The sequence below is a fragment of the Thalassotalea sp. HSM 43 genome, from assembly GCF_004752005.1.
Taxonomy (GTDB): Bacteria; Pseudomonadota; Gammaproteobacteria; order Enterobacterales; family Alteromonadaceae; genus Thalassotalea_A.
In genome coordinates, this window is record NZ_CP038493.1 from 2362260 (window position 1) to 2386214 (window position 23955).

General features: G+C 43.0%; 22 protein-coding genes and 1 rRNA gene. 12 read left to right on the forward strand and 11 right to left on the reverse strand.

The genetic code is table 11. The features are described from left to right. Positions 1 to 66: 66 nt before the first annotated feature. Positions 67 to 181: ribosomal RNA gene (gene rrf, locus E2K93_RS10135) — 5S ribosomal RNA — on the forward strand. A 632-nt stretch (positions 182 to 813) separates the two neighbouring features. Then, a complete protein-coding gene (pssA, locus tag E2K93_RS10140) occupies positions 814 to 2157 on the forward strand; it encodes a CDP-diacylglycerol--serine O-phosphatidyltransferase (RefSeq protein ID WP_135438983.1) in 1344 nt (447 codons plus the stop codon). A 55-nt stretch (positions 2158 to 2212) separates the two neighbouring features. On the opposite strand, the gene E2K93_RS10145 is transcribed toward pssA, so the two are convergent. After that, positions 2213 to 2908 carry a 2OG-Fe(II) oxygenase gene (locus E2K93_RS10145; RefSeq protein ID WP_135438984.1) on the reverse strand — a complete coding sequence of 232 codons (696 nt, stop codon included), beginning with the start codon at positions 2906 to 2908 and terminating at the stop codon, positions 2213 to 2215. Positions 2909 to 2988: 80 nt separating this feature from the next. Between E2K93_RS10145 and E2K93_RS10150 the strand changes: the two genes are divergently transcribed. Together E2K93_RS10150 and E2K93_RS10155 are read left to right on the forward strand one after the other, a co-directional pair. Next, complete coding sequence (locus E2K93_RS10150) at positions 2989 to 3387, forward strand: acyl-CoA thioesterase (protein ID WP_135438985.1); 399 nt, start codon at positions 2989 to 2991, stop codon at positions 3385 to 3387. 82 nt (positions 3388 to 3469) lie between these two features. Beyond that, positions 3470 to 4831, forward strand: a complete 1362-nt coding sequence (locus E2K93_RS10155; protein WP_135438986.1) for an MFS transporter — start codon at positions 3470 to 3472, stop codon at positions 4829 to 4831. Here E2K93_RS10155 and E2K93_RS10160 read toward each other — a convergent pair. Next, positions 4823 to 5311, reverse strand: a complete 489-nt coding sequence (locus E2K93_RS10160; RefSeq protein WP_135438987.1) for a transcription elongation factor GreAB — start codon at positions 5309 to 5311, stop codon at positions 4823 to 4825. The genes E2K93_RS10155 and E2K93_RS10160 overlap by 9 nt on opposite strands. 112 nt (positions 5312 to 5423) lie before the next feature. Between E2K93_RS10160 and E2K93_RS10165 the strand changes: the two genes are divergently transcribed. The 6 genes from E2K93_RS10165 to panP all read left to right on the forward strand — a co-directional run bounded on the left by E2K93_RS10165 (position 5424) and on the right by panP (position 13084). Continuing rightward, on the forward strand, positions 5424 to 6350 hold the full coding sequence (locus E2K93_RS10165) for an ABC transporter ATP-binding protein (protein WP_135438988.1): 927 nt from the start codon (positions 5424 to 5426) through the stop codon (positions 6348 to 6350). Continuing rightward, the gene (locus E2K93_RS10170; RefSeq protein ID WP_135438989.1) at positions 6347 to 7120 is read left to right on the forward strand and encodes an ABC transporter permease; all 774 of its coding nucleotides are present in this window, start codon (positions 6347 to 6349) and stop codon (positions 7118 to 7120) included. The genes E2K93_RS10165 and E2K93_RS10170 overlap by 4 nt, the downstream gene beginning before the upstream one ends. Next, a complete protein-coding gene (trmB, locus tag E2K93_RS10175; protein ID WP_135438990.1) occupies positions 7120 to 7785 on the forward strand; it encodes a tRNA (guanine(46)-N(7))-methyltransferase TrmB in 666 nt (221 codons plus the stop codon). Before E2K93_RS10170 ends, trmB begins: the two co-directional genes overlap by 1 nt. Positions 7786 to 7897: 112 nt before the next feature. Next, entirely contained in the window at positions 7898 to 9064 is a 1167-nt protein-coding gene (gene bshA / locus E2K93_RS10180; RefSeq protein WP_135438991.1) for an N-acetyl-alpha-D-glucosaminyl L-malate synthase BshA, read from the forward strand. Beyond that, positions 9061 to 11295, forward strand: a complete 2235-nt coding sequence (locus tag E2K93_RS10185) for a cation:dicarboxylate symporter family transporter (protein WP_135438992.1) — start codon at positions 9061 to 9063, stop codon at positions 11293 to 11295. Before bshA ends, E2K93_RS10185 begins: the two co-directional genes overlap by 4 nt. A gap of 151 nt (positions 11296 to 11446) precedes the next feature. Next, positions 11447 to 13084 carry a pyridoxal-dependent aspartate 1-decarboxylase PanP gene (gene panP, locus E2K93_RS10190; RefSeq protein WP_135438993.1) on the forward strand — a complete coding sequence of 546 codons (1638 nt, stop codon included), beginning with the start codon at positions 11447 to 11449 and terminating at the stop codon, positions 13082 to 13084. Between the two features lie 92 nt (positions 13085 to 13176). On the opposite strand, the gene panC is transcribed toward panP, so the two are convergent. From panC to sfsA, 7 genes are all read right to left on the reverse strand, one after another. Further along, positions 13177 to 14025, reverse strand: a complete 849-nt coding sequence (gene panC, locus E2K93_RS10195; protein ID WP_135438994.1) for a pantoate--beta-alanine ligase — start codon at positions 14023 to 14025, stop codon at positions 13177 to 13179. An 8-nt stretch (positions 14026 to 14033) separates the two neighbouring features. After that, entirely contained in the window at positions 14034 to 14828 is a 795-nt protein-coding gene (gene panB, locus E2K93_RS10200) for a 3-methyl-2-oxobutanoate hydroxymethyltransferase (protein WP_135438995.1), read from the reverse strand. A gap of 66 nt (positions 14829 to 14894) precedes the next feature. After that, the gene (folK, locus tag E2K93_RS10205) at positions 14895 to 15392 is read right to left on the reverse strand and encodes a 2-amino-4-hydroxy-6-hydroxymethyldihydropteridine diphosphokinase (RefSeq protein WP_135438996.1); all 498 of its coding nucleotides are present in this window, start codon (positions 15390 to 15392) and stop codon (positions 14895 to 14897) included. Then, positions 15392 to 16735 (reverse strand): polynucleotide adenylyltransferase PcnB, encoded by a 1344-nt coding sequence (pcnB, locus tag E2K93_RS10210; protein ID WP_135438997.1) that lies wholly within the window; start codon positions 16733 to 16735, stop codon positions 15392 to 15394. Before pcnB ends, folK begins: the two co-directional genes overlap by 1 nt. Before the next feature lie 167 nt (positions 16736 to 16902). After that, a complete protein-coding gene (gene gluQRS, locus E2K93_RS10215) occupies positions 16903 to 17814 on the reverse strand; it encodes a tRNA glutamyl-Q(34) synthetase GluQRS (protein WP_228445260.1) in 912 nt (303 codons plus the stop codon). 2 nt (positions 17815 to 17816) lie between these two features. Further along, positions 17817 to 18263, reverse strand: a complete 447-nt coding sequence (gene dksA / locus E2K93_RS10220; protein WP_135438998.1) for an RNA polymerase-binding protein DksA — start codon at positions 18261 to 18263, stop codon at positions 17817 to 17819. A 173-nt stretch (positions 18264 to 18436) separates the two neighbouring features. After that, positions 18437 to 19144 carry a DNA/RNA nuclease SfsA gene (sfsA, locus tag E2K93_RS10225; protein ID WP_135438999.1) on the reverse strand — a complete coding sequence of 236 codons (708 nt, stop codon included), beginning with the start codon at positions 19142 to 19144 and terminating at the stop codon, positions 18437 to 18439. A gap of 219 nt (positions 19145 to 19363) precedes the next feature. Between sfsA and pepB the strand changes: the two genes are divergently transcribed. Both pepB and E2K93_RS10235 read left to right on the forward strand, forming a co-directional pair. Beyond that, positions 19364 to 20653, forward strand: coding sequence for an aminopeptidase PepB (gene pepB, locus E2K93_RS10230; RefSeq protein ID WP_135439000.1), 1290 nt, complete (start codon positions 19364 to 19366; stop codon positions 20651 to 20653). Positions 20654 to 20844: 191 nt separating this feature from the next. Further along, complete coding sequence (locus E2K93_RS10235; protein ID WP_189637743.1) at positions 20845 to 22422, forward strand: mechanosensitive ion channel family protein; 1578 nt, start codon at positions 20845 to 20847, stop codon at positions 22420 to 22422. Between the two features lie 14 nt (positions 22423 to 22436). On the opposite strand, the gene E2K93_RS10240 is transcribed toward E2K93_RS10235, so the two are convergent. After that, complete coding sequence (locus E2K93_RS10240) at positions 22437 to 23315, reverse strand: hypothetical protein (RefSeq protein WP_135439002.1); 879 nt, start codon at positions 23313 to 23315, stop codon at positions 22437 to 22439. 21 nt (positions 23316 to 23336) lie between these two features. Next, a complete protein-coding gene (gene thpR / locus E2K93_RS10245; protein ID WP_135439003.1) occupies positions 23337 to 23873 on the reverse strand; it encodes an RNA 2',3'-cyclic phosphodiesterase in 537 nt (178 codons plus the stop codon). Between the last annotated feature and the right edge of the window lie 82 nt (positions 23874 to 23955).

Sequence of the window (23955 nt, forward strand, 5' to 3'; positions counted from 1 at the left end):
TAATTCACGCATCATAAGAATTGAGTAAGAATTTAATATCACTTTCAAATTGTTTAACGTTTTTTGTCTGGCGACAATAGCGCTTTGGAACCACCTGATCCCATGCCGAACTCAGAAGTGAAACGAAGTAGCGCCGATGGTAGTGTGGGAGTTCCCATGTGAGAGTAGGTCATCGCCAGGCTTCCAATTCAAGAAAGCCCCTAGCTAACGCTAGGGGCTTTTTTACTTTTCAGCTTCGCTCCTCGGCAATTGCTCCTGCATTGCTCTAACTACACACATCCATGTGCTAGTAATTGAAAATGAAAAAGGGTATCCGTAAGGGTACCCTTTTTTGTTGTCTGTAATTTACTGAAGAAAAGTGCCTATTTAAGAGTGTAGTGGATACCCTTTTCCATTTTAGAAGAAGCGTGCATACCTAATCCCGCGTTCATCCGTTGTCATTATATCTGCGAACCACTTCGAACCTTAAGGAGGTTCCGGACATCGCCGGTGGCGATTCCGGAATGACGGCGCACATTTTCTAAAACAGATCAACGTCACCGGCATAAAACGTTCATCCTGAACCTGCCGGCATTAGTGCGTCCCTGCACGTCATTGCGTGATGTTTTTGCACGCAACCTCGATTCGTCTCGAGGTGCCATCACTATCCGTACCTTATTGCTAAGCTCTAATTCGACATCATCATCAGATGTGAAGCATGTTTGCTATAACAAATCTTTTAATTTTGAAAAAAGCCCGCAAAAGCGGGCTTTTTTATTGTTCGTTGCAAAAATCCGTTTATAATCAGGTAAAAATTATATAATTCCTTAATCAATGATATTTTCCCGTAATCAAGGGCTGTCGGTTCAAGACACCATACCTTTAGCATCAGAACAGGTAGAGTTTTTATACTCTGCCCGTGAGTACCATCAGCGACTTTTAGAGCTGATAGCTGCGGCTAAATCGCGTATTTATATTACGGCTCTTTACCTGCAAGATGATGAAGCTGGTCGTGAAGTTCTTACCGCTATCTTTGATGCCAAGCAAGCCAATCCGCAATTAGATGTAAATATCTTTGTTGACTTTCATCGTGCTCAGCGAGGCTTAATAGGTGAAGCCGAATCGTTAGGTAATCGCCAATTATATTTGGACATGTCTGCGCAATATGAGCATAAGATTAATATATATGGTGTGCCAGTTAAGCAGCGCGAATTCTTAGGCGTACTGCATTTAAAAGGGTTTGTTATTGATGATACCTTGTTGTTTACTGGCGCAAGCATCAATAATATTTATTTACACCAAGGTGATAAATATCGTTGTGACAGATACCACTTATTTTATAACGCTAATCTAGCCGACAGTTTTGTTCGCTTCTTAAACATCAGTTTCGTTAACAGTGACTTAGCGCCTAAGTTAAATGCCGACAAAGTGCCTGGTAAAAAGGCGGTCAAAGGCATCGTAAAGCGTTTAAAAGCGTTATTACGCGGTAGTGGGTATCAAGTAACCTCGGCAACGACAGCAGCCACAGATTTAAGTGTGATGCCATTGTTAGGGTTAGGTCCTAGAGCAAATAAGCTTAATACAACTGCTCGTAAAGTATTTCGCATTGCAAAGCGCGAGCTTGTTATTTTCACACCGTATTTTAATTTCCCTAAGCCATTAACCGCTGATCTTCGTAAAGCGCTGAAAAAAGGCGTCAAAGTGACCATCGTCGTCGGTGATAAAACCGCAAACGATTTTTATATTGCAGATCAAGAACAGTTTTCAACTATCTGTATCGTGCCTTATATCTATGAGACTTTGTTGCGAAACTTTATCAAACGCTATCAAAGCTTTGTCGATAGTGGCCAATTAAATATTCATTTATGGAAAGACGGTGATAATAGCTATCATCTTAAAGGTATTGTTGCCGACGATACTTATCACCTTATTACCGGCAGCAACTTAAACCCTCGAGCATGGAGCTTAGACCTCGAAAATGGTTTGTTGGTCAGTGATCAGAGCCAGCAATTGCAATCTCAATGGCATCGTGAGCGCGATATGATCATGGCTAACACGAAAAGAGTTAATTCAATGGAAGATATTGAATCTATTAACGATTATCCTGACAAACCAAGAGAGCTAATGCGGCGTATTAAATTGACGCAGTTTGATCGCGTACTTAAACGCTTTCTGTAAATTTCAGCGCTAAAAAAAGCCAACATTTGTTGGCTTTTTTCGTATTAAGGTATTATTAGCCGGTATAAATTTGTTCGGCGCGATTAAACATAACCCACGATGTTAAAACGTATTTATCATCTGAGACAGGTACATTGCCTCGGTGGGTGTGAGTAAAACCACAAGGCGCTATAACAATACTACCTGCTTTGGGTTTAATGCTTTTGTCTTGATAGAAAAAGTCCGTCTCACCACCTTCATCGATATCGTTTAAATAGATAAGAAACAGTAGTACTCGGTGCAATGGTTCATTGCCGTTAGGCTGAGGGTAGATTTCTGAGTGCCAGTAACTGTAATTGCCTAGGCCTTTTTGATACTTCTGGGCATTAACTGGGGCTAAGCGGTATAAGTAGCGCAGCAAGTTCATTGCGTTAGGGCGGCCAACCTCATCAAAGTTTTCATGAGTCAATTTTGTCGGCTCACCGCTTACCGGGTGTTTTAAGGTAATGCTGATACCACTGATCAAGCTGAAGTAGTATTTACTAACATAGTCAGCAATCGACTGGGTGGTTGCTTGCAATATGGTATTTAACGAGGCTTGGAATTCTGGGTGCTCGTTTAAGTAAATGTCTTCGCTAATTTTTTTACTGCTATCGACACCACCACCCGTGCGGCCGGAGACCTTATGCGGGCTACTATTGAATTGTTTAATAAAATCCTGACAAAACTGTTTTGGCAGGGCGTTGTCGTAAACTTCGATAAAATCTGTCATCAGTTATATTGCTTATCGCTGCGCAAAGGAATAAATTGTGGATAGATTAAGTTGTTTTAATAAAAATTGGTAGTCTTTCTATGTTTCATTACTCGGTTGCACCTGGTTTTAGCGATACTGATGCGCTTGGCCACATTAATAATGCTAAGCTACCGGTCTGGTTTGAAAACGCCAGAACACCGATATTTAAGTTATTTACCCCAAGTTTAGACATTACAAAATGGCCGCTAATCCTAGCTAAGATCGAAGTGAACTTTCTCGCTCAGATTTATTATGGACAGGACATTGAAGTAAGAACGTCCATAGAGAAAATAGGTAATGCGTCATTTACTGTCTATCACGAGCTTTATCAAAATCAAAAAAAGTGCGCCGATGGACGAGCAATCATGGTTAACTTTAACTACCAAAGCCAAACATCCGAACCTATTGCTGATGATATTCGCGAGAAATTGCAGCAACATTTGACGACACTTAGCTAATAATGGCATTTGCATTTATCTTGCCAGTAACTTCGTGTTAAAATTCGCGGCCTAATAATCTTAATTCATAATCAATAAATTCATGAGTACAAGCGCTTTAAACAGCATTGAAAAAAAAGCATCGCTTTCGTTAGCTGCAGTATTTGGCATGCGCATGATCGGTCTCTTTATGATCTTGCCAGTATTTGCGATATACGGTGTCGAACTTGAAGGCTATAGCCCTTTATGGCTTGGTCTTGCCATTGGTGCTTATGGATTTACCCAAGCTCTGTTACAGATTCCGATGGGAATATTGTCCGACAAGTTTGGACGCAAGCCAGTCATTTTGGGCGGCTTGGTGTTGTTTTGTATCGGCAGCATCGTTGCGGCTCAATCTGAGTCGGTTTATGGTGTCGTATTTGGTCGTGCGTTACAGGGTATGGGCGCAATTGCCAGCGCAACATTAGCACTGGCAGCCGACCTGTCTCGTGAAGAGCAACGCCCTAAAGTGATGGCAACCATTGGTATGTTTATTGGCTTATCCTTCGCCATTGCAATGGTGTTGGGGCCAGTGGTCGCGAAAGACTACGGTCTTGCCGGACTATTTTATCTAACCGCGATTTTTGCTGTGTTTGGCATGGCACTGGTTTTGTTCGTGGTGCCAAATGCGGTCACCACAGCACCTAAAGGCGATTTAGTCGCGGCACCTACAGCGCTGCTAAGCATGCTTAAAGATTCGCAGTTAATGCGCCTTAATCTCGGTGTATTTATTTTGCATATGGCGTTAACGGCAATGTTCGTTGTATTACCGGTGCAATTGACCGAAGTAGGTTTTGCCATCTCAGATCACTGGCGCTTGTACTTACCTGCATTGCTGGTGTCATTCGCGTTAATGGTGCCGGTAATGATTATTGCGATAAAGAAGAATAAAGAGAAGCTGGCTTTTTGTGGCGCTATTTTATTGATGACCGCAACCTTGCTTACCTTGTGGCAAGCAAGTACTGATTTCACTCTTATTGTCATCTTAGTGGTATTGTTTTTTGTTGCCTTTAACTATCTTGAGGCAACCATGCCAGCGAACTTATCGCGAATCGCTCCCGCCGGTCAAAAAGGCTCAGCAATGGGCATTTTTTCAAGCAGTCAATTCTTTGGTGCGTTTTGCGGTGGTGCTTTAGGTGGCGTAATTACCCAGCTATGGGGCAATTCGCAAGTGTTTCTGGTATCGGCATTGCTGATGATTGTGTGGTTCTTGTTAGCATTAGGAATGAAGCCCATCGTCAAATCTAAAAGCTTAAGTTTTAATATCAACTTAACCGATGAAAGTCATGCCCAACAACTGGCTAATCGTCTGGCGAACATGCCCGGTGTTATCGAATCAAGCATTGTTTTTACCGACTCTGTCGCATACGTTAAAGTGGATGACAAAGTCATCGATATGGAACAGTTAAAGACGGTGCTAAATTAAGCCACTGATCACCCGTTTATGACCGCTATCGCTTGGCCAGGTAAATTCATCGTCTTGGTATAATCCAATTAGTTCACGAGCAAGTGGTGCATTTGGGGTGATGACAGTGATTGTGATATCGCGAACGTTAATTTGCATACCACCAGCAAATGGGCCAATAAAATAATGTTGTGTAGCCATTGCATCTAATGATTGCAATTGAATGACCGCGCTGATGGCTATGGCGTCGTCTTCATCGAATTGTCGAAACTCCAACGCTTTATATGCTTGTATTTGCTCTATCAGTTGCGCAGCGCGTTCACTTTGACCATGCGCCAAATAGGATGCTTCTAGACCTAAGGTATCATATTGGGTCTCAGCGACACTTTGATCATCGGTTGCTTCTTTTCTGGCGCTATCGGCAGAGGCCATCGCATTTTGCAATTCCACCTCAAGCTGGCTGATGATTTTATTTTTTAGATGTTGTTTATCAATATTCATTACCGACAATTATAAAGAAATATCATCGGTAAATGTCAATAAACTGTTAGCCTAGCTTGAATAATAGGATATCGCCCATATCTATGAGGCAACTAGGACATAGGAACGTATTATGACCCCTGCATTAAAAATTACTGGTTTAAGGAAAGTCTACAAAGGCGGCTTTGAAGCGGTAAAAGGGCTTGATTTGCAAGTTCAACAAGGTGACTTCTTTGCATTGCTAGGGCCAAATGGTGCTGGTAAGTCGACCACCATAGGTGTGGTGACGTCTTTGGTAAACAAAACTGAAGGCGATATTGAAGTATTTGGTCATAATATTGATCAGCAGTTGGATTTGGCGAAAAGCTTTCTCGGCTTAGTGCCACAAGAATTTAATTTTAATCAGTTTGAAGCGCCAATGAAGATATTGGTTAATCAAGCCGGTTATTATGGTGTTGCTCGAAAAGAAGCAACGCTTAGAGCTGAAAAGTATCTTAAGCAATTAGACCTTTGGGATAAAAAAGATCAGCCATCACGCAATTTATCTGGTGGTATGAAACGTCGTTTGATGATTGCTAGAGCACTGATGCATGAGCCTAAAATGTTGATTCTCGATGAGCCAACAGCGGGTGTTGATATCGAATTACGTCGTCATATGTGGACTTATCTGCGTGAACTGAATGGCCAAGGTATCACCATAATTCTGACCACCCATTATTTAGAAGAAGCTGAAATGCTTTGTCGTAATATCGCCATTATCGATAAAGGTCGTATCGTTGAAAACACATCGATGAAAAGCCTACTATCAAAATTGCATGTAGAAACCTTTGTTCTCGATACATCAGATATGACCACGCCGCCAAGTTTGCAAGGCTATGAGTTTCGACAAATCGATGAACATACATTGGAAGTCGATGTCGATAAGTCCAAGGCCATTAACCCAGTCTTTAGCCAGCTATCCGAGCAAGGTATAGAGGTGAAGAGTATGCGCAATAAAGCAAACCGTTTAGAAGAGTTGTTTGTCACTCTGGTCGCTAATCAGGCGGAGGAAGAATCATGATACGGTATCAAAATCGAGTTGCATTAAGCAGTATTTTACATAAGGAAGTGCACCGCTTTACCCGTATTTGGGTACAAACCTTGGTGCCGCCAGCGATTACCATCAGTTTATATTTTGTTATCTTTGGCTCACTAATTGGCTCACGTATTGGCCAAATGGATGGCTTTGACTACATGGCATTTATTGTGCCTGGCTTGATCATGATGTCGGTAATCACCAACTCTTATTCCAATGTCGCCTCGTCGTTTTTTAGTGCTAAATGGCAACGAAACGTTGAAGAAATGCTCGTCGCACCAGTTCCAAATTGGGTTATTGTTGCCGGTTATGTTGGTGGCGGTATGTGTCGCGGCATTCTGGTTGGCTTGATTGTTACCTGTATTGCCATGTTGTTTACTGATATCCAGATTCATAACATAGCCGTGGTAATTATCACCGTGATGCTAACGTCTGCGGTATTTGCTCTAGGTGGCTTAATCAATGCGATATTTGCCGGTAGTTTTGATGATATCTCTATTATTCCAACCTTTATCTTAACGCCATTAACCTATTTGGGCGGGGTATTTTATTCGATTTCCTTGCTGCCTGATTTTTGGCAAGGTGTGTCACAAATCAACCCAATCGTTTATATGGTCAATGCTTTTCGATATGGCTTTCTTGGTATCAGTGATGTCAGCCTAACCGTGGCGTTTTCAGTCATCGGCGCATTTTTGCTCGTGCTATACTCTGTGGCCATGTATTTAATCAGTAAAGGAATAGGTTTACGCAGCTAATGTCTTTTGGCGATTCGAAACAAATCATTACCAATCAACCGGGTATTCATGAAAGCCTTACTGAGGTTGTCGAAAAGCACCTCAGGCACGAGTTTAAAAAACCTATTGCTGATCATACCCGAGCGGCGTTTGCTCTGGTCGATGAAAAAGTGCAAAACCATGGCGGTCCAGTCATTCTTGATGCCTGCTGTGGTGTTGGTCAAAGCACGCGTATTCTGGCCAAACAAAACCCGACAGCATTAGTCATAGGCGTTGATAAGTCAGACAATCGTATTAATCGTAATGTTGAAGATATATGGCAAGCGGAAAACTATATCCTAGTTCGAGCCGACTTAAACGACTTTTATCGCTTATTGGTAGAGGCTAAGTGGCCTGTAGACAAGCATTATATTTTGTACCCTAATCCATGGCCTAAAGCCAAGCATTTGCAAAGACGATGGCACGGCAGTGCGGTGTTTCCTTATATCATTAAAGTCGGTAAAACGTTGCATTTACGCAGTAATTGGCGCCTCTATTTGGAGGAGTTTCAACAGGCTGCAGCCATCGCGGGCTATAGCGGTGCACTCTCTACTGTCAATGATGAGCAACCTCTAACCCCTTTTGAAGCCAAATATAAAGCCAGTGAGCAAACCTGTTACAAACTTGATATAACGCTGCAAGCCTAAGAAAATATTGAAGAAAACAGGCTAAATTGAAATAACCAATTATACTTTTTTAAATGAGTAGTCGACGATCGTCGCCGCTCTATATATAAATAAAAAAGGGTGATGGGTTATTATGCGAATTGGAATAGTTTGCCATCCCAGTATTGGTGGCTCTGGGTTGATCGCAACTCAGTTGGGTATTGGTTTGGCACGAAAAGGTCATGACATACATTTTATATGTCGTGAACGACCGTTTAAGCTCGATAAGCTCGAGCCTAACATTCATCTGCACTTGGTTGAAGAAATCAACTATCCCCTGTTCGAGCACCCTTTGTATACCTTTGCTTTGACGGCAAAAATTGTTGAAGTCGCACAAAAGCATCATCTCGATGTAGTGCACGCACATTACTCTATTCCCCATTCATTATGTTGTTTCTTAGCTGAAGAAATCTCGCAATATAAATTTGCTACCATCACCACGATTCACGGCACCGATGTCACTGTTGTTGGTCAAGACCGTCCTCTGTATCCGTTAAATGAATTTAGCATTAACAAGAGCACTAAGGTCACCACCGTATCCAAATTTCAACGCGATTATATCCATGCGAATTTTAATATTACCAATCACATTGATGTCATAAATAACTTTATCGATATGGATGTTTTCACACCGCATAAAAAAAGTTCGGCAGTGCGCCAAACATTGGCTGAACCAGACGAAAAAATCCTCATGCATATTTCCAATTTCCGCGAGGTGAAAAATACCAAAGCGGTTATTGCCGCCTTTCACTTGGTGCAAAGTAAAATCAAAAGTCGCTTGGTACTGCTTGGCAGTGGCCCAGATATTGACGCAATGAAGGAGATGGCTTCAGATTTGGGGATTATCGATAAGATCAATTTTATGGGCAACATTACCCATGTGGAGAGCTTATTGCCCAACGCTGATTGTGTGATTCAACCCAGCTATCATGAATCGTTCTCTATGGTCGTATTAGAGGCCATGGCAAGCGCTGTACCGACCGTTTCCAGTAATGTTGACGGTATACCGGAAGTCGCGATACATGGCGAGACAGGTTATTTGGCGGACCCTGATGATGTCGTCTCAATGGCAGGCTTTGTCATCGACATCATGAGTAACGATAAACTACAACATCGTATGGGCCAAAATGGGCGTGCTCGTGCCATGCAAAAATTCAGTTGGGATGCCAAAGTCGAGCAATATTTAAGTTGCTATCAGGCAGCATTGCTCGAGCACAGAAAGTCTATATTGACCCTAGAGAAGGATAAAAAATCTCTATGAGCGAAACCCAAAATAATAACAAAAAAATGAGTATGTCGACCGTAGTATTGCTGTCATTTGCGATTGGAATCGTATTTGGTTTGTTTTTTGGTGAAATGATCGCGTGGATGGCGATCATTGGTGATGCGTTTATCAAACTACTGCAGATGACAATCATCCCTTACATCATCGTTTCACTCATCTCCAGCCTTGGTAAACTGTCATATCATCAGGCTAGGTCCCTTGGTATCAACGTCGGTAAGCTGATGTTGATTATTTGGGGCTTAGGTATCCTAACCATTTACACCATTAAATGGACATTCCCAGAGTGGCAAGCCGGTGACTTTTTTAGCCTTGCTGTGTTAAGCGATCCAGAAGAGGTCGACTTACTTGATTTGTATATTCCGGCAAATCCGTTTTTCTCTCTATCGAACAGTTATATACCTGCTATCGTATTATTTTGTGTGGCAACCGGTATCGCGTTGATATCGATTGATAATAAAGAGCCACTGCTTGCGCCATTGCAGTTGCTTGGCGAAGCGTTTAATAAGGTAACGCAGTACATCGTCAAGTTGATGCCTCTGGGTATTTTTGCGATGACCGCCGCCACGGCAGGAACGATGGATTTGGAAGAATTCCAAAAGCTACAGGTCTATTTTGTCGCCCATGTTATTCTCACCCTAATATTAACCTACTGGATCTTACCGGCATTAGTGGCGAGCTTTACCCCTTTTTCTTATCGAGATATATCGGGTATTGCCAAAGACGCAATGATTACTGCGTTCGCCGCGGGTAACATTTTTATTGTCTTGCCGTTGTTAATAGAGCGCACCAAAGAATTATTCCATAAATACAATATTGGCGATGAGAGTACCGATGATTACGCCAATATCATTATTCCTGTGGTCTTCAGCTTCCCGAATCTCGGTAAACTATTAACCATAGTCTTTGTTTTATTTGCCGCTTGGTTTGCTGGCGGCGACATCGATTTTATCACCTACATACCGATGGCAATTAATGGCTTGATCAGTTTGTTTGGTAGCGTTTATCTAACGGTTCCTATGCTGCTTGATTCTATGGAGTTGCCATCAGATTTATTCCAGCTTTATATGGTTTCAAGTTTATTTACCAGTCGCTTTACATCCTTGTTAGCCGCCATGAACATATTCATTTTGGCTGTAGGTGGTACCGCGATGCTGGCTGGTTTGGCTAAGTTAAGCGTCAAACGATTGGTAATTTATAGCGCGTTAACGCCAGTCGTGTTTGCCGGATTGCTGTTTGGCTCAGGCATTTTGCTGAAAAGTTTTATCAATACCGAATATGTGATGGATGATGTGGTCAAGCAAATGAAGCAGGCTGAAGAATTACCTGAAGACATTGCGGCCAAAACTGAGATTGATGATTTAGCTGAGCCTCAACCGTTACGCGGTATCGAAGACATTAAGAGAAGTGGTGAATTACGGGTTGGCTATAACCCTAAACAAATGCCATTTTCATTCTATAACAGCCAAGGTCAGTTAGTCGGTTTTGACATTGAGATGATGGAAAAGTTGGCTTCTGAGTTGGAAGTCACCTTAGTATTGATTCCCTATAATGACATCAATGCTATTAGGGCGATGAATCGCGGTCAATTTGATATCGCGGTATCCGGCTTACAAATGACAACCAACCGAATCGGCCGAGCTAATTACACCAACAAAGTATTGACCTTGCACTATTCTGTGGTGGTAAAAGACCATCGTGCCGATGAGTTTGATACGCCAGATAAGGTTCGAAAAGCAGGTAAACTGCGTCTTGCTGCCGTCGGTGAGTATTCTATTATTCCCATGTTAGAAACCCAATACCCGAATGTAAGCATCGAAATCATCGACAGTGATCGTCAGTTTTTCCGCGATAATGGTAAAACCTGGGATGGTTTAATCATCAGCCTTGAAGCAGGTAAAACCTGGACTATGATTTATCCTAATTACACCACTGTATATAATCATGACAACATAAAGTCATTCCCAGCAGCATATGCGGTTGCACTTGAAAACTTGCCATTATTAACCTTTTTGAATAGTTGGTTAGCCATTCAAGACTCTTCTGGCTATGTTGAGAAACTATACTCTTATTGGATATTGGGTGAGAACGCCGTACCTAAGAAACCGCGCTGGTCAATAATCAAGGATGTATTACACTGGGTTGATGACAAACCTAAGGACGAGGAAGTGTCTTCAGACGGCGATGCGGTTTCAAACAAGGAAGAATGACCGACAAAAAGTCCTGTTTCGTTTGTTTTTTTGGGCAAAAAGCAACATTCTCGATAAAAGTTACAAGACATTTGGCGAAATTTTTATTAAAGTCCGCGTAACAAAACTGCCAATTTAATAAACAGCATAAAATATATTGCTGAACTGGGTTATGACTAGAAACAAACGGGCGGCTCAGGCAACCCCTGAATCACTGCATCAAATATTTACAATACCGGAGGCTCCCGATTCTACGTTAGGTCGAATCGAAGCGGAGATTTCGCAAAACCTTAATGGCTTTTTGGCTAAATCTATTGTTGCCACTGATAAGCCATTAACGGAAATTGAAAAAGATTTCGCCCAATCTCAGATACCCGAGCAGCCGCAGTATGTTTCGGACCATACCCATCATCTATTGGATAAACTGATATCACAATCAGTGCATACCTCATCACCAAGCTTTATTGGTCATATGACCTCAGCGCTACCGTACTTTTTGCTGCCGTTAACTAAGTTGATGACAGGTTTAAATCAAAACCTAGTAAAAATTGAAACGTCGAAAGCGTTTACGCCATTAGAGCGTCAAGTGCTTGGTATGTTGCATCGACTGGTTTATAACGAGCAAGATGATTTCTATCAAGAATTTATGCACAGTGCAGGGCATTCTCTTGGGGCATTTTGCTCTGGTGGAACCGTCGCCAATATCACCGCTTTATGGGTTGCTCGTAATAACTTACTTAAGGCTGATGGCGAGTTTAAAGGTGTAGCACAACAAGGTTTGCATAAGGCGTTGCAACATTATGGTTACCAAGGTGTGGCAATATTGGTATCCGAGCGTGGCCATTACTCATTAAAGAAAGCCGCGGATATTCTTGGTATTGGTCGTGAGTCGGTTATTTCGGTAGCGACTGATGAGCACAATAGAATTGATATTGAACAGCTGCAACGAACCTGTGCAGAATTGGAAAGCCAAAAAATCAAAGTGATGTGTTTGGTTGGTGTTGCTGGCACAACTGAAACCGGTAACGTTGATCCCCTGACTGAAATGGCAGCCATTGCCGAGCAATACAATTGCCATTTTCATGTCGATGCCGCATGGGGGGGCGCGACACTTCTCTCGAATAAGTATCGCGATGTATTGAAAGGTATTGAACTGGCGGACTCAGTCACCATAGATGCTCATAAGCAAATGTATGTGCCAATGGGCGCAGGTCTAGTGGTCTTTAAAAACCCCGCGGCTGTGGCGTCGATTGAGCACCATGCAGAATACATACTGCGTAAAGGCTCAAAGGATTTAGGCTCACACACCTTGGAAGGTTCGCGTCCTGGTATGGCGATGATGGTATACGCAAGTTTGCATATAATCTCTCGTCCTGGCTATGAGTTATTGATCAATCAGAGTATTGAAAAAGCCAAATACTTTGCCCAGTTAATTGATCAAGACAGTGATTTTGAGCTTATTTCTGAGCCGGAGCTTTGTTTACTTACCTATCGATATGCACCGCAGGCGGTGCAATCATTCTTACAAACTGCCAATGCACAGCAATCTTTGGATATTAATTCGCTGTTAGATAAGCTCACTAAGTTTATTCAAAAGCGTCAACGCGAAGACGGTAAGTCGTTTGTGTCACGTACGCGTATTGAAGTTGCCAAATATAATGGCCGCAAAACCTTAGTATTTCGCGTGGTATTGGCCAACCCATTAACGACCGAACAAATATTAAAAGATGTGCTTGGAGAGCAGAAACAAATTGCTGCCAGCAGCTTGCAATACTTGCCTCAAATCATTGACACCATTCGAGCCAATTAAGTGTTTGCTATGGATACAAAAAAGGAGGTCAATTGACCTCCTTTTTTTATTTTCTTTATACTTTTATAGCACTTAGCACTTAGCACTTAGCACTAATCTAACTCGACTTGCAGGTTATCGATAAGTCGAGCCTTGCCGCAATGTGCCGCCGCCAAAATTACTAACGATTTATCGTTCTGCGTTGCCGGCTCTAAGGTGCGGGCGTGAGCAATATGTATGTAATCGGTTTTCATACCGCTGGCGTCAATTTTAGCGCGAGCTTGTTGCAGTAATTTGTCATAATCGTTATGACTGGCAAGCTGCGATGCTAACCATCGCATAGTTTGCGACAGATTTACCGCAGTGGCTTTTTCTGCGTCATTCAAATAGTTATTACGCGAACTCATCGCCAGACCTGATGCTTCGCGCTTGGTCTCGACAGCAATGACATCAATAGGCATGGATAAGTCTTCAACCATGGTTTTAATAACTTGAATCTGCTGGTAATCCTTTAAACCAAAACATGCAATGTCTGGCTGCACCAGATTAAATAACTTGCAGACCACGGTAGCAACACCGCGAAAATGACCTGGACGAGACTCTCCACAGTAGCCAACAGAGACATCTGGAACCTCAACAAAGGTCTGATTTTCCAATCCTTTTGGGTAAATGATTTCCGGTGTTGGCGTGAACAGTAAGTCACAATTAGCAGCAGCTAACTTTTCTTGGTCATCGCTAAGAGTTCTTGGGTAGTTACCAATATCTTCATTGGCTCCGAACTGCATTGGATTGACAAAAATGCTGGCGACGATTTTATCGGCGTGCTTATGCGCTTCTTCAATCAAGGAGATATGACCCGCATGAAGGTTACCCATGGTTGGCACAAAGCCAACGCGCAAGCCTTGTTGACGCCAGTCATTAACAACTGTTCGCAGCTGTTCTATGTTACAAACGGTCTGCATCACAACTCCTAATTAAAACAGTGTTCTGGGCCAGGGAAGTTGCCGCTTTCGACTTCTGATTTATATAAAGCGACCGCGGCGCGTATATCACCAGCGTCCGCTAAGAAGTTACGGGAAAACTTTGGTATTTTGCCAACAGAGATGCCAAACGCGTCATGCATTACCAATATTTGACCATCGGTAACATTGCCGGCGCCAATACCAATAACAGGGATTGTTAATGCATCAGTAATGGCTTTTGCTAATTCTACAGGGATGCATTCGAGTACCAACAATTGAATGCCAGCCGCTTCGAGTTGCTTAGCATCCTCAATCATTTGCATGGCTTTTTCATTGTCACGACCTTGCACTTTGAAACCGCCAAAGACGTTAACAGACTGTGGTGTCAAACCAAGGTGGCCACAGACAGGGACGCTGCGCTCTACTAGGCCTTTTATGGTCTCAACCAACCATGCGCCGCCTTCTAATTTAACCATGTTGGCACCGGCACGCATCAATTTAGCCGCATTCTCATAGGTTTGCTCTGGCGTGGCGTAGGTCATAAAAGGTAAATCGGCAAGAATCAGCGCTTTGGTCGCACCGGCACGAACGCATTCGGTATGATAGCTGATCTCTTCAATGGTCACAGGTAGGGTATCTGATTTGCCCTGCAATACCATGCCAAGCGAGTCGCCAATGAGCATGGCGTGTATTCCTGCTTCATCAAATAAATGACTGAAGCTGGCATCGTAGGCCGTAATCGTGGAAATTTTTTCACCATCCTGCTTCATTTTTTGCAGGGTACTAACAGTTATTCTACTCATAATAATTTGCTATTGATGTGCGCCTAAGCCGGCATTAAAAAATTGCCTAACAGTGGCATATTCATATTAAATGTGCAATCTACGGACAACAAACAAGCCGTTTTTGTCCAGTTTAGCCTGTAAACTTTTTACACTTGTTCCATCCGGTAGAGCAATATCTTGGTTTATTTCAGCCAACGGGTAAATGACAAATTCCCTTACCTTCATACCGTAATGTGGTACCGTTAATCGTTCGCTATTAATCACGTGATCGCCGAATAACAAGATATCTAAATCCAGCACTCGCGCACCCCAGCGTTGATCTTTACGGACGCGGCCAAAACCGGCTTCAATAGTTTGCAATTGATCGAGCAAGTCTTCTGGTTCAAGTGTTGTGTGCAATAATGCAACCGCGTTCATATAATCCGGTTGGTCCTGAGGTCCCATCGGTTTACTGGAATAGAGCGAAGATACATCAACGACATTACAGTGCTTAATCTTAGCCAATGCATCGACAGCGTGCTGTATTTGTAAATCAGGATTATCAAGATTACTGCCCAGACCGATGTATACCTCAGTTGACATTACTCAGCTGCCTTCTTGCGTTTGCGCGGATTACGGCGACGACGCTGGCGAGTCGGTCGAAAACTTTTTAGCATTTGTTGCTGTGTATCAGGCGTGGCTTCTTGAAAGTGGGTCCACCAATTAGCCAACTCAACCAAGTCACCTTGCTCAATTTCGCTACGGATCAACAAGAAGTCATAACCAGCACGAAAGCGCGGGTGTTCTATGGTTTTGAAAACCTTCTTCGGTTCGCGTTGTTCCAATTTTTGTTGTAAGAACCAGATGTCTTTCATCGGTAATTGAAAGCGTTTAGGAATCGCAATACAACGTTGTTGCTCTGACATCACTTCATGCATAGCGCTAAAGAACGCATCTTGATACGGCATGTTATGTTGTGCTGTAAAGACTTGTATTTGCGATTCGATCCGGTGCCAGATAACTGCCGCTAATAAAAATGCTGGTGTTACCCGCTTACCTTGATTGATGCGGGCATCGGTATTGCGCAGTACGGTGCGTACAAATTTCACCGCATTGCCATCGCTATTATGCTTAATATCTTCACTAATATGCGGGAAGAAGTACTGCAACAGCTCATATTCCGCCAACATGTCAAAGTTTTCTAGAGCTTTGCCACCAAGAAATAACTTCATATATTCTTCGAACATACGAGCCGGTGGGATATTGGCCATAAGTGGTGCTAATGACTTTATTGGTTCACGAGTTTTAGGATCAATATCCATATCCAATTTGGTCGCAAAGCGGATTGCCCGCAGCATACGCACTGGATCTTCTCGGTATCGTGTTTCCGGATCGCCAATCAAACGAATCGTGCGACTTTCGATATCGGCGACACCATTGGCAAAATCATAAACTTTGAAATCTTTAATGCTGTAGTACAAGGCATTGATGGTGAAGTCACGGCGCTCAGCGTCTTCGTCTATGCTGCCATAGATATTATCTCTGAGCAGCATGCCTTGTTCAGATTGTTTCGACAGCTTTTGTTTATCACAATGATCTTCTTTGTGATGACCTCGAAAGGTTGCCACTTCGATAATGTCACGACCAAATACAATATGAGCAAGGCGAAACCGGCGGCCGATAAGACGGCAATTTCTAAATAGTTTCTTTATCTGTTCTGGCGTTGCGTTGGTAACAATATCAAAATCTTTTGGGTGTTGACCCAATAAGATGTCGCGCACACCACCACCTACAAGGTAGGCATCATAACCACCTCGGTTAAGTCGGTATAACACTTTCAGCGCATTTTCACTCAGTTCATTGCGTGAAACATTATGTTCATCGCGTCCGAACACGATCGGAAATTGTTGATTTTGTGTTTGCTTACTGTCAGCGTTTTTTGTCATCGATTTGATTAGCCTGATGAATGCGTTAAACATCTTCATCGCAAATAATTGTTTAAGTTGCCAGAGTCGAAAAATAAGGCGCGATCATACTCTTTTTTGCTCAAAAAGAGAACGAAAAGCCTATGATTTATCGATAAATTTCATACAAATAGGGCAATACCCGTAAATTATAGTGATATTTCTTTGAGTTTGGGGACTTTATTGAGTTGCCAATGCTGCAAAGCCCAGTCAATAACTTGCTCTACCGTGGCATCTATAAGGTGTGCATCCGGTTGTTGCCCTAAAAATTCTAAGGCGGCAATCAAGGCTGGTTGTGGCCGGTTATTATCGATAGCGGGCGCGGCGTTTTGCTTACTTAGTTTATAGCCTTGTTCAGTGACCGCTAAAGGCAAGTGCACATAACTTGGTAACGGTTTGCCAAAGGTCTTATACAAGGTGATTTGTCGAGCCGTTGGCTCCAACAAATCGCAGCCCCTGACAACCTCGGTTATGCCTTGGTAAATATCATCGACAACTACCGCTAATTGGTAGGCGTATAAGCCATCACGGCGATGAATAATAAAGTCTTCGTGGCTTAATCCGCTATCGACCTTGACCAGACCTTGCACACCATCAACAAAGTCATCGACCGGATGTTGATTGATGAGTCTAAGCGCGCTTTGTTGCTTATCGTAATTACGGTGCTTACAGTGGCCTTGGTAAATCCCGCCCAATGCCTTAATTTCGGCGCGACTACAGCGACAGTAGTAACTCATATGATTAGCAAGCAATTCATCCATTACCGCATCGTATAAGGGCGCTTGCTTACTTTGATACAACACATCTTCGTCCCAATGTAGACCGTAGGCTTCAAGTGTGTTGAGAATTTGTGTATCTGCACCAGGCATTTCGCGTGGTTTGTCAATATCTTCGATACGAAGCAGCCATTGACCGTGTTGACTTTTAGCTTGTAGATAACTGCCTAATGCGGCGATTAACGAGCCAAAGTGCAGTAAACCTGAGGGGGAGGGAGCAAAACGGCCACGATATTGCTGTCGTGGCCGATTGATATCAGATGCAATGAGGTCAGGGTTAAACAAGATTAACCTGCTAATTGACGCTCTTTGATTTCTGCAAGAGTTTTACATTCGATGCACAGATCCGCTGTTGGGCGTGCTTCAAGTCGTTTGATACCAATTTCGATACCACACGAGTTACAGAAACCGAAATCACTTTCTTCGATAAACTGTAATGTTTTCTCAATTTTTTTGATCAGTTTACGTTCACGGTCACGGGTACGAAGCTCTAAACTGAACTCTTCTTCTTGCGCGGCACGATCAACTGGATCAGGGAAGTTAGCTGCTTCGTCTTTCATATGAGTCACGGTGCGATCAACTTCCTCGCGTAATTGCGCGCGCCATGCTTCCAGAATCTTTTTGAAGTGCTCTTCCTGGGCAGGGTTCATATACTCTTCGCCTGCCTTCTCTTTATACGGCTCAACGCCAGCTAATGCCAGGATGCCGATAGCTTGTGTTTTATTTGTTGGCATGCCGAATCTCCTAAGTACTACTTAACTCTTTAGCATTCATTTAATTGGATATCTATAACAGAATGTATCAACACTGGCAAAGAATTTATGAAAAATTTATTGCTTATCTGTTACAACGCCCCTTGTTATAGGTTAGACAGGGAATATAAGGGTTAAAATTTCAATATCAAGCGTTAAGGTGCGATAAATTGCAATTTTTTGCTAATTTGTATTGCAAAACTGTCTATCTCACAACCATAGGCGAGTATTTCGACCCCTTCAGCTATCGCTTCGCCAATTAGCTTGGCATATTCCATATCAATAAAGTCTGCGACTCTAACCTTGTTTATACCTGTATGTTGCGCACAAAACAACAATACACTTCGATGGCCTTGCTGGCGCATTCTAATTAATTCGCGTATGTGTTTTTGTCCACGGCTGGTCACCGCATCGGGAAAGTAACCGCTACCTTGTTGTAATAAGGTCGTTGATTTCACTTCCACAAAGCAGGTTGGCTGCCCATCAGATTCCAGCATAACATCAATACGAGAGTTTTCATCACCGTATTTTACTTCGCTACGAACCGTTTGATAATTGCTTAGCTCTTTGATCACACCATTGTTGATCGCTTCAATCACCAATTTATTGGCATTGCCAGTATTGATGCCGATGAAATGGTTATCAAAGCTTTGCGCCAGCTCGAATGTCCCTGGGTATTTTCGCTTTGGGTTATCTGATAATGAATACCAAACGGTATACCCGGGTTCTGCACAGCCGGTCATCGCCCCGGTATTCGGGCAATGAATCGTGGTGATGCTATCATCTGCGAGCTTAATGTCTGTTAAAAAACGTTTATAGCGTTTGATTAAGGTCGCAGATTGCAATGGCGGGTCAAATTTCATAGTAATAGCCAGGTACTTTGTTATTGATTTTAATGATAAAATGTTTGTTTAAATTGTAACGACAGCTGTTACGCATTTTTTCGTGTACTATGCTATATAGCAGCCAATTCGGCAAGCTATTGCCAAATTGATAATCCAATTATTTTAAGGCTTGAACGTCGCACTTTTTTAAAAAGTGACACATATCATTGTCTTAATGTCGATTGAATAGGAATCTTCATGACCAAAACAGCCATAATTAAACTTTCCACTGCAACGCCAGATAACTGGCAAGCTTCCAGCTCTATTAGTTTCCATAATGATGAAATTCATATTCATATCACTGATGTGATAGATAAAGACCTGCGCGCTATTCAACAAGCGGGTCGTAAAATAGAAACCTTAGGTGTTGCTAACGCCAAGCTTGACGGCGAACATTGGTGCGAAAGCAGCCAATGGGCATTTGCTCAAGGGTTCAGTAAAGTCGGTAAGCTCGAAGCCGTTGAGTTTAGCGGTGATGAATCGCAACTTAAACGTTTAAATGACAAGCAAGCCAGTTACGCTTGGGCCAGAGATTTAATCAATCAAACTCCGTCCAACTTGGTGCCAGAAACATTATGCCAAAGTGCGTTGATGTACATTAAAGAGTTAGCACCGGATGATGTCAGCGCTGAGATTATCAGTGGTGATAACCTTGAACTGGACGGTTGGGTCGGCATCTATAATGTTGGTAAGGGCAGCATCAATGACCCTGGCATGCTTATTATCGATTACAACCCAAGCAAAAATGAAGCTGAACCGGTACACGCAACACTGGTCGGTAAAGGCATTACATTTGATTCTGGTGGCTATTCAATCAAACCGAGCGCCGGTATGTTTTCGATGAAATGTGACATGGGTGGTGCGGCAACGGTTACCGCTGCGATGGCCTTGGCGATCAAATCTGGCCTGAAAAAGCGCATCAAACTTATCCTTTGTTGTGCAGAGAATATGATCAGTGGTTATGCCTATAAGCTCGGCGATATTCTTAACTATAAAAATGGCATGTCGGTCGAAATTGCTAATACAGATGCGGAAGGGCGTTTGGTGTTGGCCGATGGTTTAATTAAAGCCAGTGAATTTGAATCGGACATGATCATTGATGCTGCGACGCTAACTGGCGCGGCAATGATGGCTACCGGTGGCGAATACAACGCCGTATTCGCGCTTGATCAAGAAATTGCCAATAAGACATTAGCGGTTGCTGCCGAGCATAATGATCCGGCTTGGCAGTTGCCATTAGCGCCGTTCCATCAAAACAAGTGTCCATCATCATTCGCGGATACGGCAAATAGCACCACACAAAAAGGTGGCGGTGCTGGTGGTGCCAGCAATGCCGCTGGCTTTTTAGCCCGCTTTGTTCCTAACCAAGGTAAAGGTTGGCTGCATTTGGACTTATCTGCGTGTTATAACGAACATGCCAGTGGCTTATGGGCTGCCGGTGCGACAGGCTCAGGTATTGCCACAATTACCGCCTTGTTAATGCAGTAACAAGGTTTCAAAAGCAAATAAAAGCGAACACTGCTGTGTTCGTTTTTTTATGGCCGCAATCTATTGAAAGGCCATTTTCAGCAAAATAAAGCCTGCTCATCTATACTCAATAAACAACAATAAACTGATATGAATTTCTTATTTACATCAATATGTTTGCCTCATTATTGCGAGTATTGCTAGGCATTGTCGTGCTGCTGTTAATTAACTCTTCTGTGGTTAAAGCCGAAGAGGATTTAACCCTGAAAGAAGTTAAAGAGCGTCAAGAGCAGGCAAATCAAGCCATACGCAATGCTCAATCTTTGCCGATAGATAGTCCATTACGCGGCAAAACCCCATTATCCAGTCTGCTCAGTATTGGCGAAGCGTTGCAATCAGGGGATTATAAAAACGCCGCCAAGTACTTTGATTTTCGTTACCTTGATAAGCAATTGTCCGATGAGAGAAAGGCTGAATTGATTCATCGCTTAACCATTGTCTGGTCACAACATCATTCCTTGGATATCTCTTTACTCAGTGATGATGAACAAGGGCATGTTGAAGATGGACTGCCGGCCAATCGCGATTTACTCGGGGTTATTAAAACCAGCAAAGATGACGTGCCGATTTATTTGCAGCGAATTACCACTGACGACGGCCGCTTAATGTGGAAAATATCAGGCAGCAGTGTCGCTAATATTCCAGCTCTATGGCAAGAGTTTGGTTACCATCCTTGGGCCGAGTCTATCTCTCACATATTGCCTGAATTCCAACTGCTCGATATGGAGAATTGGCAGTTTGTCAGTTTTGTGATTATTTTGGTGTTCTCGTGGTACTTTACCGCATTGATACGGCAGATTTTACTTAAGTTGGTGGAGTTCTCAGATACCTATCGCCGCACTATGCGACGCTTTATTAGTATTCCATTACGACTGTTCTTATTTTTTATATTGATTCAATGGCTTAGTGGTCATTTAGGGTTGTCGATAAATGCCCGGGTATGGATTGATACCGGCACCTTGAACTATCTCGCGGCGATTTTTTTAAGCATGGGTATCATCGAGTTTTGTTTCGCGCTCTACAGTTCTCGCGCAGAAAACGACGATCAAAATGCTATTGCCATCATTAAACCTATGGTCACTACGCTGAAAATATTCGTGGTGATGGTGTACTTATTGAACTGGTTTGACGATGCCGGATTCAATATTACCACCATCATTACCGGCCTCGGCATAGGCAGTTTAGCCGTTGCCCTTGCGGCACAAAAATCACTAGAAAATATCTTTGGCGCGTTTACCTTGTATATTGCTCGACCTGTCAAACCCGGTGATATGTGTAAGTTTGGCAATACGCAGGGGCGGGTTGAGGAAATCGGCTTGCGATCGACGAAAATGCGCAAACTTAATCGCGCGGTGGTGCACGTGCCGAACTCGGTGATTGCCTCAATGGACTTAGAAAACATCGGTGAAATCGATCATCGATATTACAATAAGCGCTTTCGCGTTAGGTTAAATACGCCTAGACAAACCTTACAGACATTGGTTGAGCAAATGCGCGATTTAGTGGTCAACCATCCTAATGTGGTTGATTTGGAAACTTATGTTCGTTTTGAACATGTTGATGTTGATGCCTTTGTCATTGTGGTTAATGCCTATGTCACCACGTCAAATCGTGTGGTCTATAAGCAATATGAGGAAGACCTTAACTTCAAAATTCTTGAATTGATTGACCGTTTAGGTGTTGAACTTGCTCTTCCTGAACAACACCTTGCCTTGAAAAACATCAAGTAATATCAGCACAAGCTCTATAACATGACACCAACAATAAACAACACCCAATAGGCAAAGTAGGCAATTTGCACTTTGGTGGTTTGCGCGCTGGCGATGTCTGCCTCTGGCAAATGCTCAACGGTGGCGATAGTGGCGACGATAGATGGTAAGGCAAGAATACAGATACCCGCCAAATAAGGAATATTTAACCAATAGATTGTCGCTGCCGTTGCCAATGACGTGGTGATGACCACCAGCTTTTGCCACTTAAGGTTAGTTGCTAACGATTGTGGTAATTGCTCTGCATCAATCAATTGGTGTTGTTCAATAATAAATAAAGCCTGTTTACTTAACGAAATAAGCAGTGCCAATAGCGCAGCACATGCGCCAGCGGCAACACTGTAGTCGCTGATGTGCGCGGTATGTAAATAAAACGCAATGACGCAGGGAAGAAAGCCGTTTGCCAATGCCCAAAAGCTCATGTGAACCTTTTTGTATTGGTAAAGTTGCGCCTTGCTAAACAGTGTCTTCATGCGCACGGTAATAGCAAACGGGATCAGCAAAGACAATGACAACAATATTGACGGCATGGCAAAACCGACACTAACGCTGAGTAGCAGAATAAATCCAATCGCAAATAACATCGCCATTGCGTAGCTAAGCCGTAATAAGGCAACACGGTCGCCTTGTTGCTGCGTCGCATTGGCATGGTTAACATACGCCGCTTGATAATTACCGGCTAGATTGAGCGCGGTTTGAGCAATGATGACTAACACAATACAGCTGGCGAATAAGCTGCCATCAACGGGCCATTGTAAGGCCGATAAACCGGTACCTAGAATAATACTGGCCATAGGAATAAATAGGCTACGAGGCTGAAAGGCGCCGCTGATAAATTTTAAATAGATACTCATAAATGCTCTTGATTGCCGACGTTATTGTGTTTGCTGCGCGGTGAGTGGCCAGCGATGCAGCACATCATATCTTACTCCCTGGTTGCTGGAAACCGACTGGTATAAACAAAAGTCGAAGAATGACAGCGACAGGTTAAGCGTCTTGATGATCGTATCATCGACATCAGGCAAATGTGCGGTGTTTCGACATAAGGTCAGGTGCGGTACATATTGGCGCTCGATGATATCAAAACCAAGCTGACGACAGCCCTGTTGTAACTGTTCGGCAAGTTGGTAAATTGGTGTATCACTGTGCTGACAGCCAAGAAATAACACCTTAGGTTTTGGCCAGCATTGCAAAGTGTTTAGCGTCATATGTATTGGCGGGTTATCAATGTTATTCGCCAGCGCTATCAGGCTTGGCAATTGCGATGGGGTAACCTGACCAATAAACGCCAGCGTCACATGGTAATTGGCAGACGGCACCGGTCGGCCAAGACTGGTGATGTGTTGTTGTCGCCATTGCTCAATTTGCTGTTTTTTATCTTGGCTTGGAGATAGTGCAAAAAATAATCGCATAGTTTGTGTTATTCGTGGTTGATGCCTTTAACAGTAAGATAGCGCTGTTAATATGTGTTATAACAGTGATTATGTAACTACC

What these genes read in the sequence shown, in the direction of transcription:
- panB (WP_135438995.1), bottom strand. Translation starts at nt 14,828, where the DNA reads ATGAGTAGAATAACTGTTAGTACCCTGCAAAAAATGAAGCAGGATGGT.
- E2K93_RS10160 (WP_135438987.1), bottom strand. Translation starts at nt 5,311, where the DNA reads ATGAATATTGATAAACAACATCTAAAAAATAAAATCATCAGCCAGCTT.
- E2K93_RS10155 (WP_135438986.1), top strand. Translation starts at nt 3,470, where the DNA reads ATGAGTACAAGCGCTTTAAACAGCATTGAAAAAAAAGCATCGCTTTCG.
- E2K93_RS10240 (WP_135439002.1), bottom strand. Translation starts at nt 23,315, where the DNA reads ATGAGTATCTATTTAAAATTTATCAGCGGCGCCTTTCAGCCTCGTAGC.
- E2K93_RS10165 (WP_135438988.1), top strand. Translation starts at nt 5,424, where the DNA reads ATGACCCCTGCATTAAAAATTACTGGTTTAAGGAAAGTCTACAAAGGC.
- trmB (WP_135438990.1), top strand. Translation starts at nt 7,120, where the DNA reads ATGTCTTTTGGCGATTCGAAACAAATCATTACCAATCAACCGGGTATT.
- pssA (WP_135438983.1), top strand. Translation starts at nt 814, where the DNA reads ATGATATTTTCCCGTAATCAAGGGCTGTCGGTTCAAGACACCATACCT.
- sfsA (WP_135438999.1), bottom strand. Translation starts at nt 19,144, where the DNA reads ATGAAATTTGACCCGCCATTGCAATCTGCGACCTTAATCAAACGCTAT.
- E2K93_RS10170 (WP_135438989.1), top strand. Translation starts at nt 6,347, where the DNA reads ATGATACGGTATCAAAATCGAGTTGCATTAAGCAGTATTTTACATAAG.
- E2K93_RS10150 (WP_135438985.1), top strand. Translation starts at nt 2,989, where the DNA reads ATGTTTCATTACTCGGTTGCACCTGGTTTTAGCGATACTGATGCGCTT.
- pepB (WP_135439000.1), top strand. Translation starts at nt 19,364, where the DNA reads ATGACCAAAACAGCCATAATTAAACTTTCCACTGCAACGCCAGATAAC.
- E2K93_RS10185 (WP_135438992.1), top strand. Translation starts at nt 9,061, where the DNA reads ATGAGCGAAACCCAAAATAATAACAAAAAAATGAGTATGTCGACCGTA.
- panP (WP_135438993.1), top strand. Translation starts at nt 11,447, where the DNA reads ATGACTAGAAACAAACGGGCGGCTCAGGCAACCCCTGAATCACTGCAT.
- thpR (WP_135439003.1), bottom strand. Translation starts at nt 23,873, where the DNA reads ATGCGATTATTTTTTGCACTATCTCCAAGCCAAGATAAAAAACAGCAA.
- panC (WP_135438994.1), bottom strand. Translation starts at nt 14,025, where the DNA reads ATGCAGACCGTTTGTAACATAGAACAGCTGCGAACAGTTGTTAATGAC.
- bshA (WP_135438991.1), top strand. Translation starts at nt 7,898, where the DNA reads ATGCGAATTGGAATAGTTTGCCATCCCAGTATTGGTGGCTCTGGGTTG.
- folK (WP_135438996.1), bottom strand. Translation starts at nt 15,392, where the DNA reads ATGTCAACTGAGGTATACATCGGTCTGGGCAGTAATCTTGATAATCCT.
- E2K93_RS10145 (WP_135438984.1), bottom strand. Translation starts at nt 2,908, where the DNA reads ATGACAGATTTTATCGAAGTTTACGACAACGCCCTGCCAAAACAGTTT.
- dksA (WP_135438998.1), bottom strand. Translation starts at nt 18,263, where the DNA reads ATGCCAACAAATAAAACACAAGCTATCGGCATCCTGGCATTAGCTGGC.
- pcnB (WP_135438997.1), bottom strand. Translation starts at nt 16,735, where the DNA reads ATGACAAAAAACGCTGACAGTAAGCAAACACAAAATCAACAATTTCCG.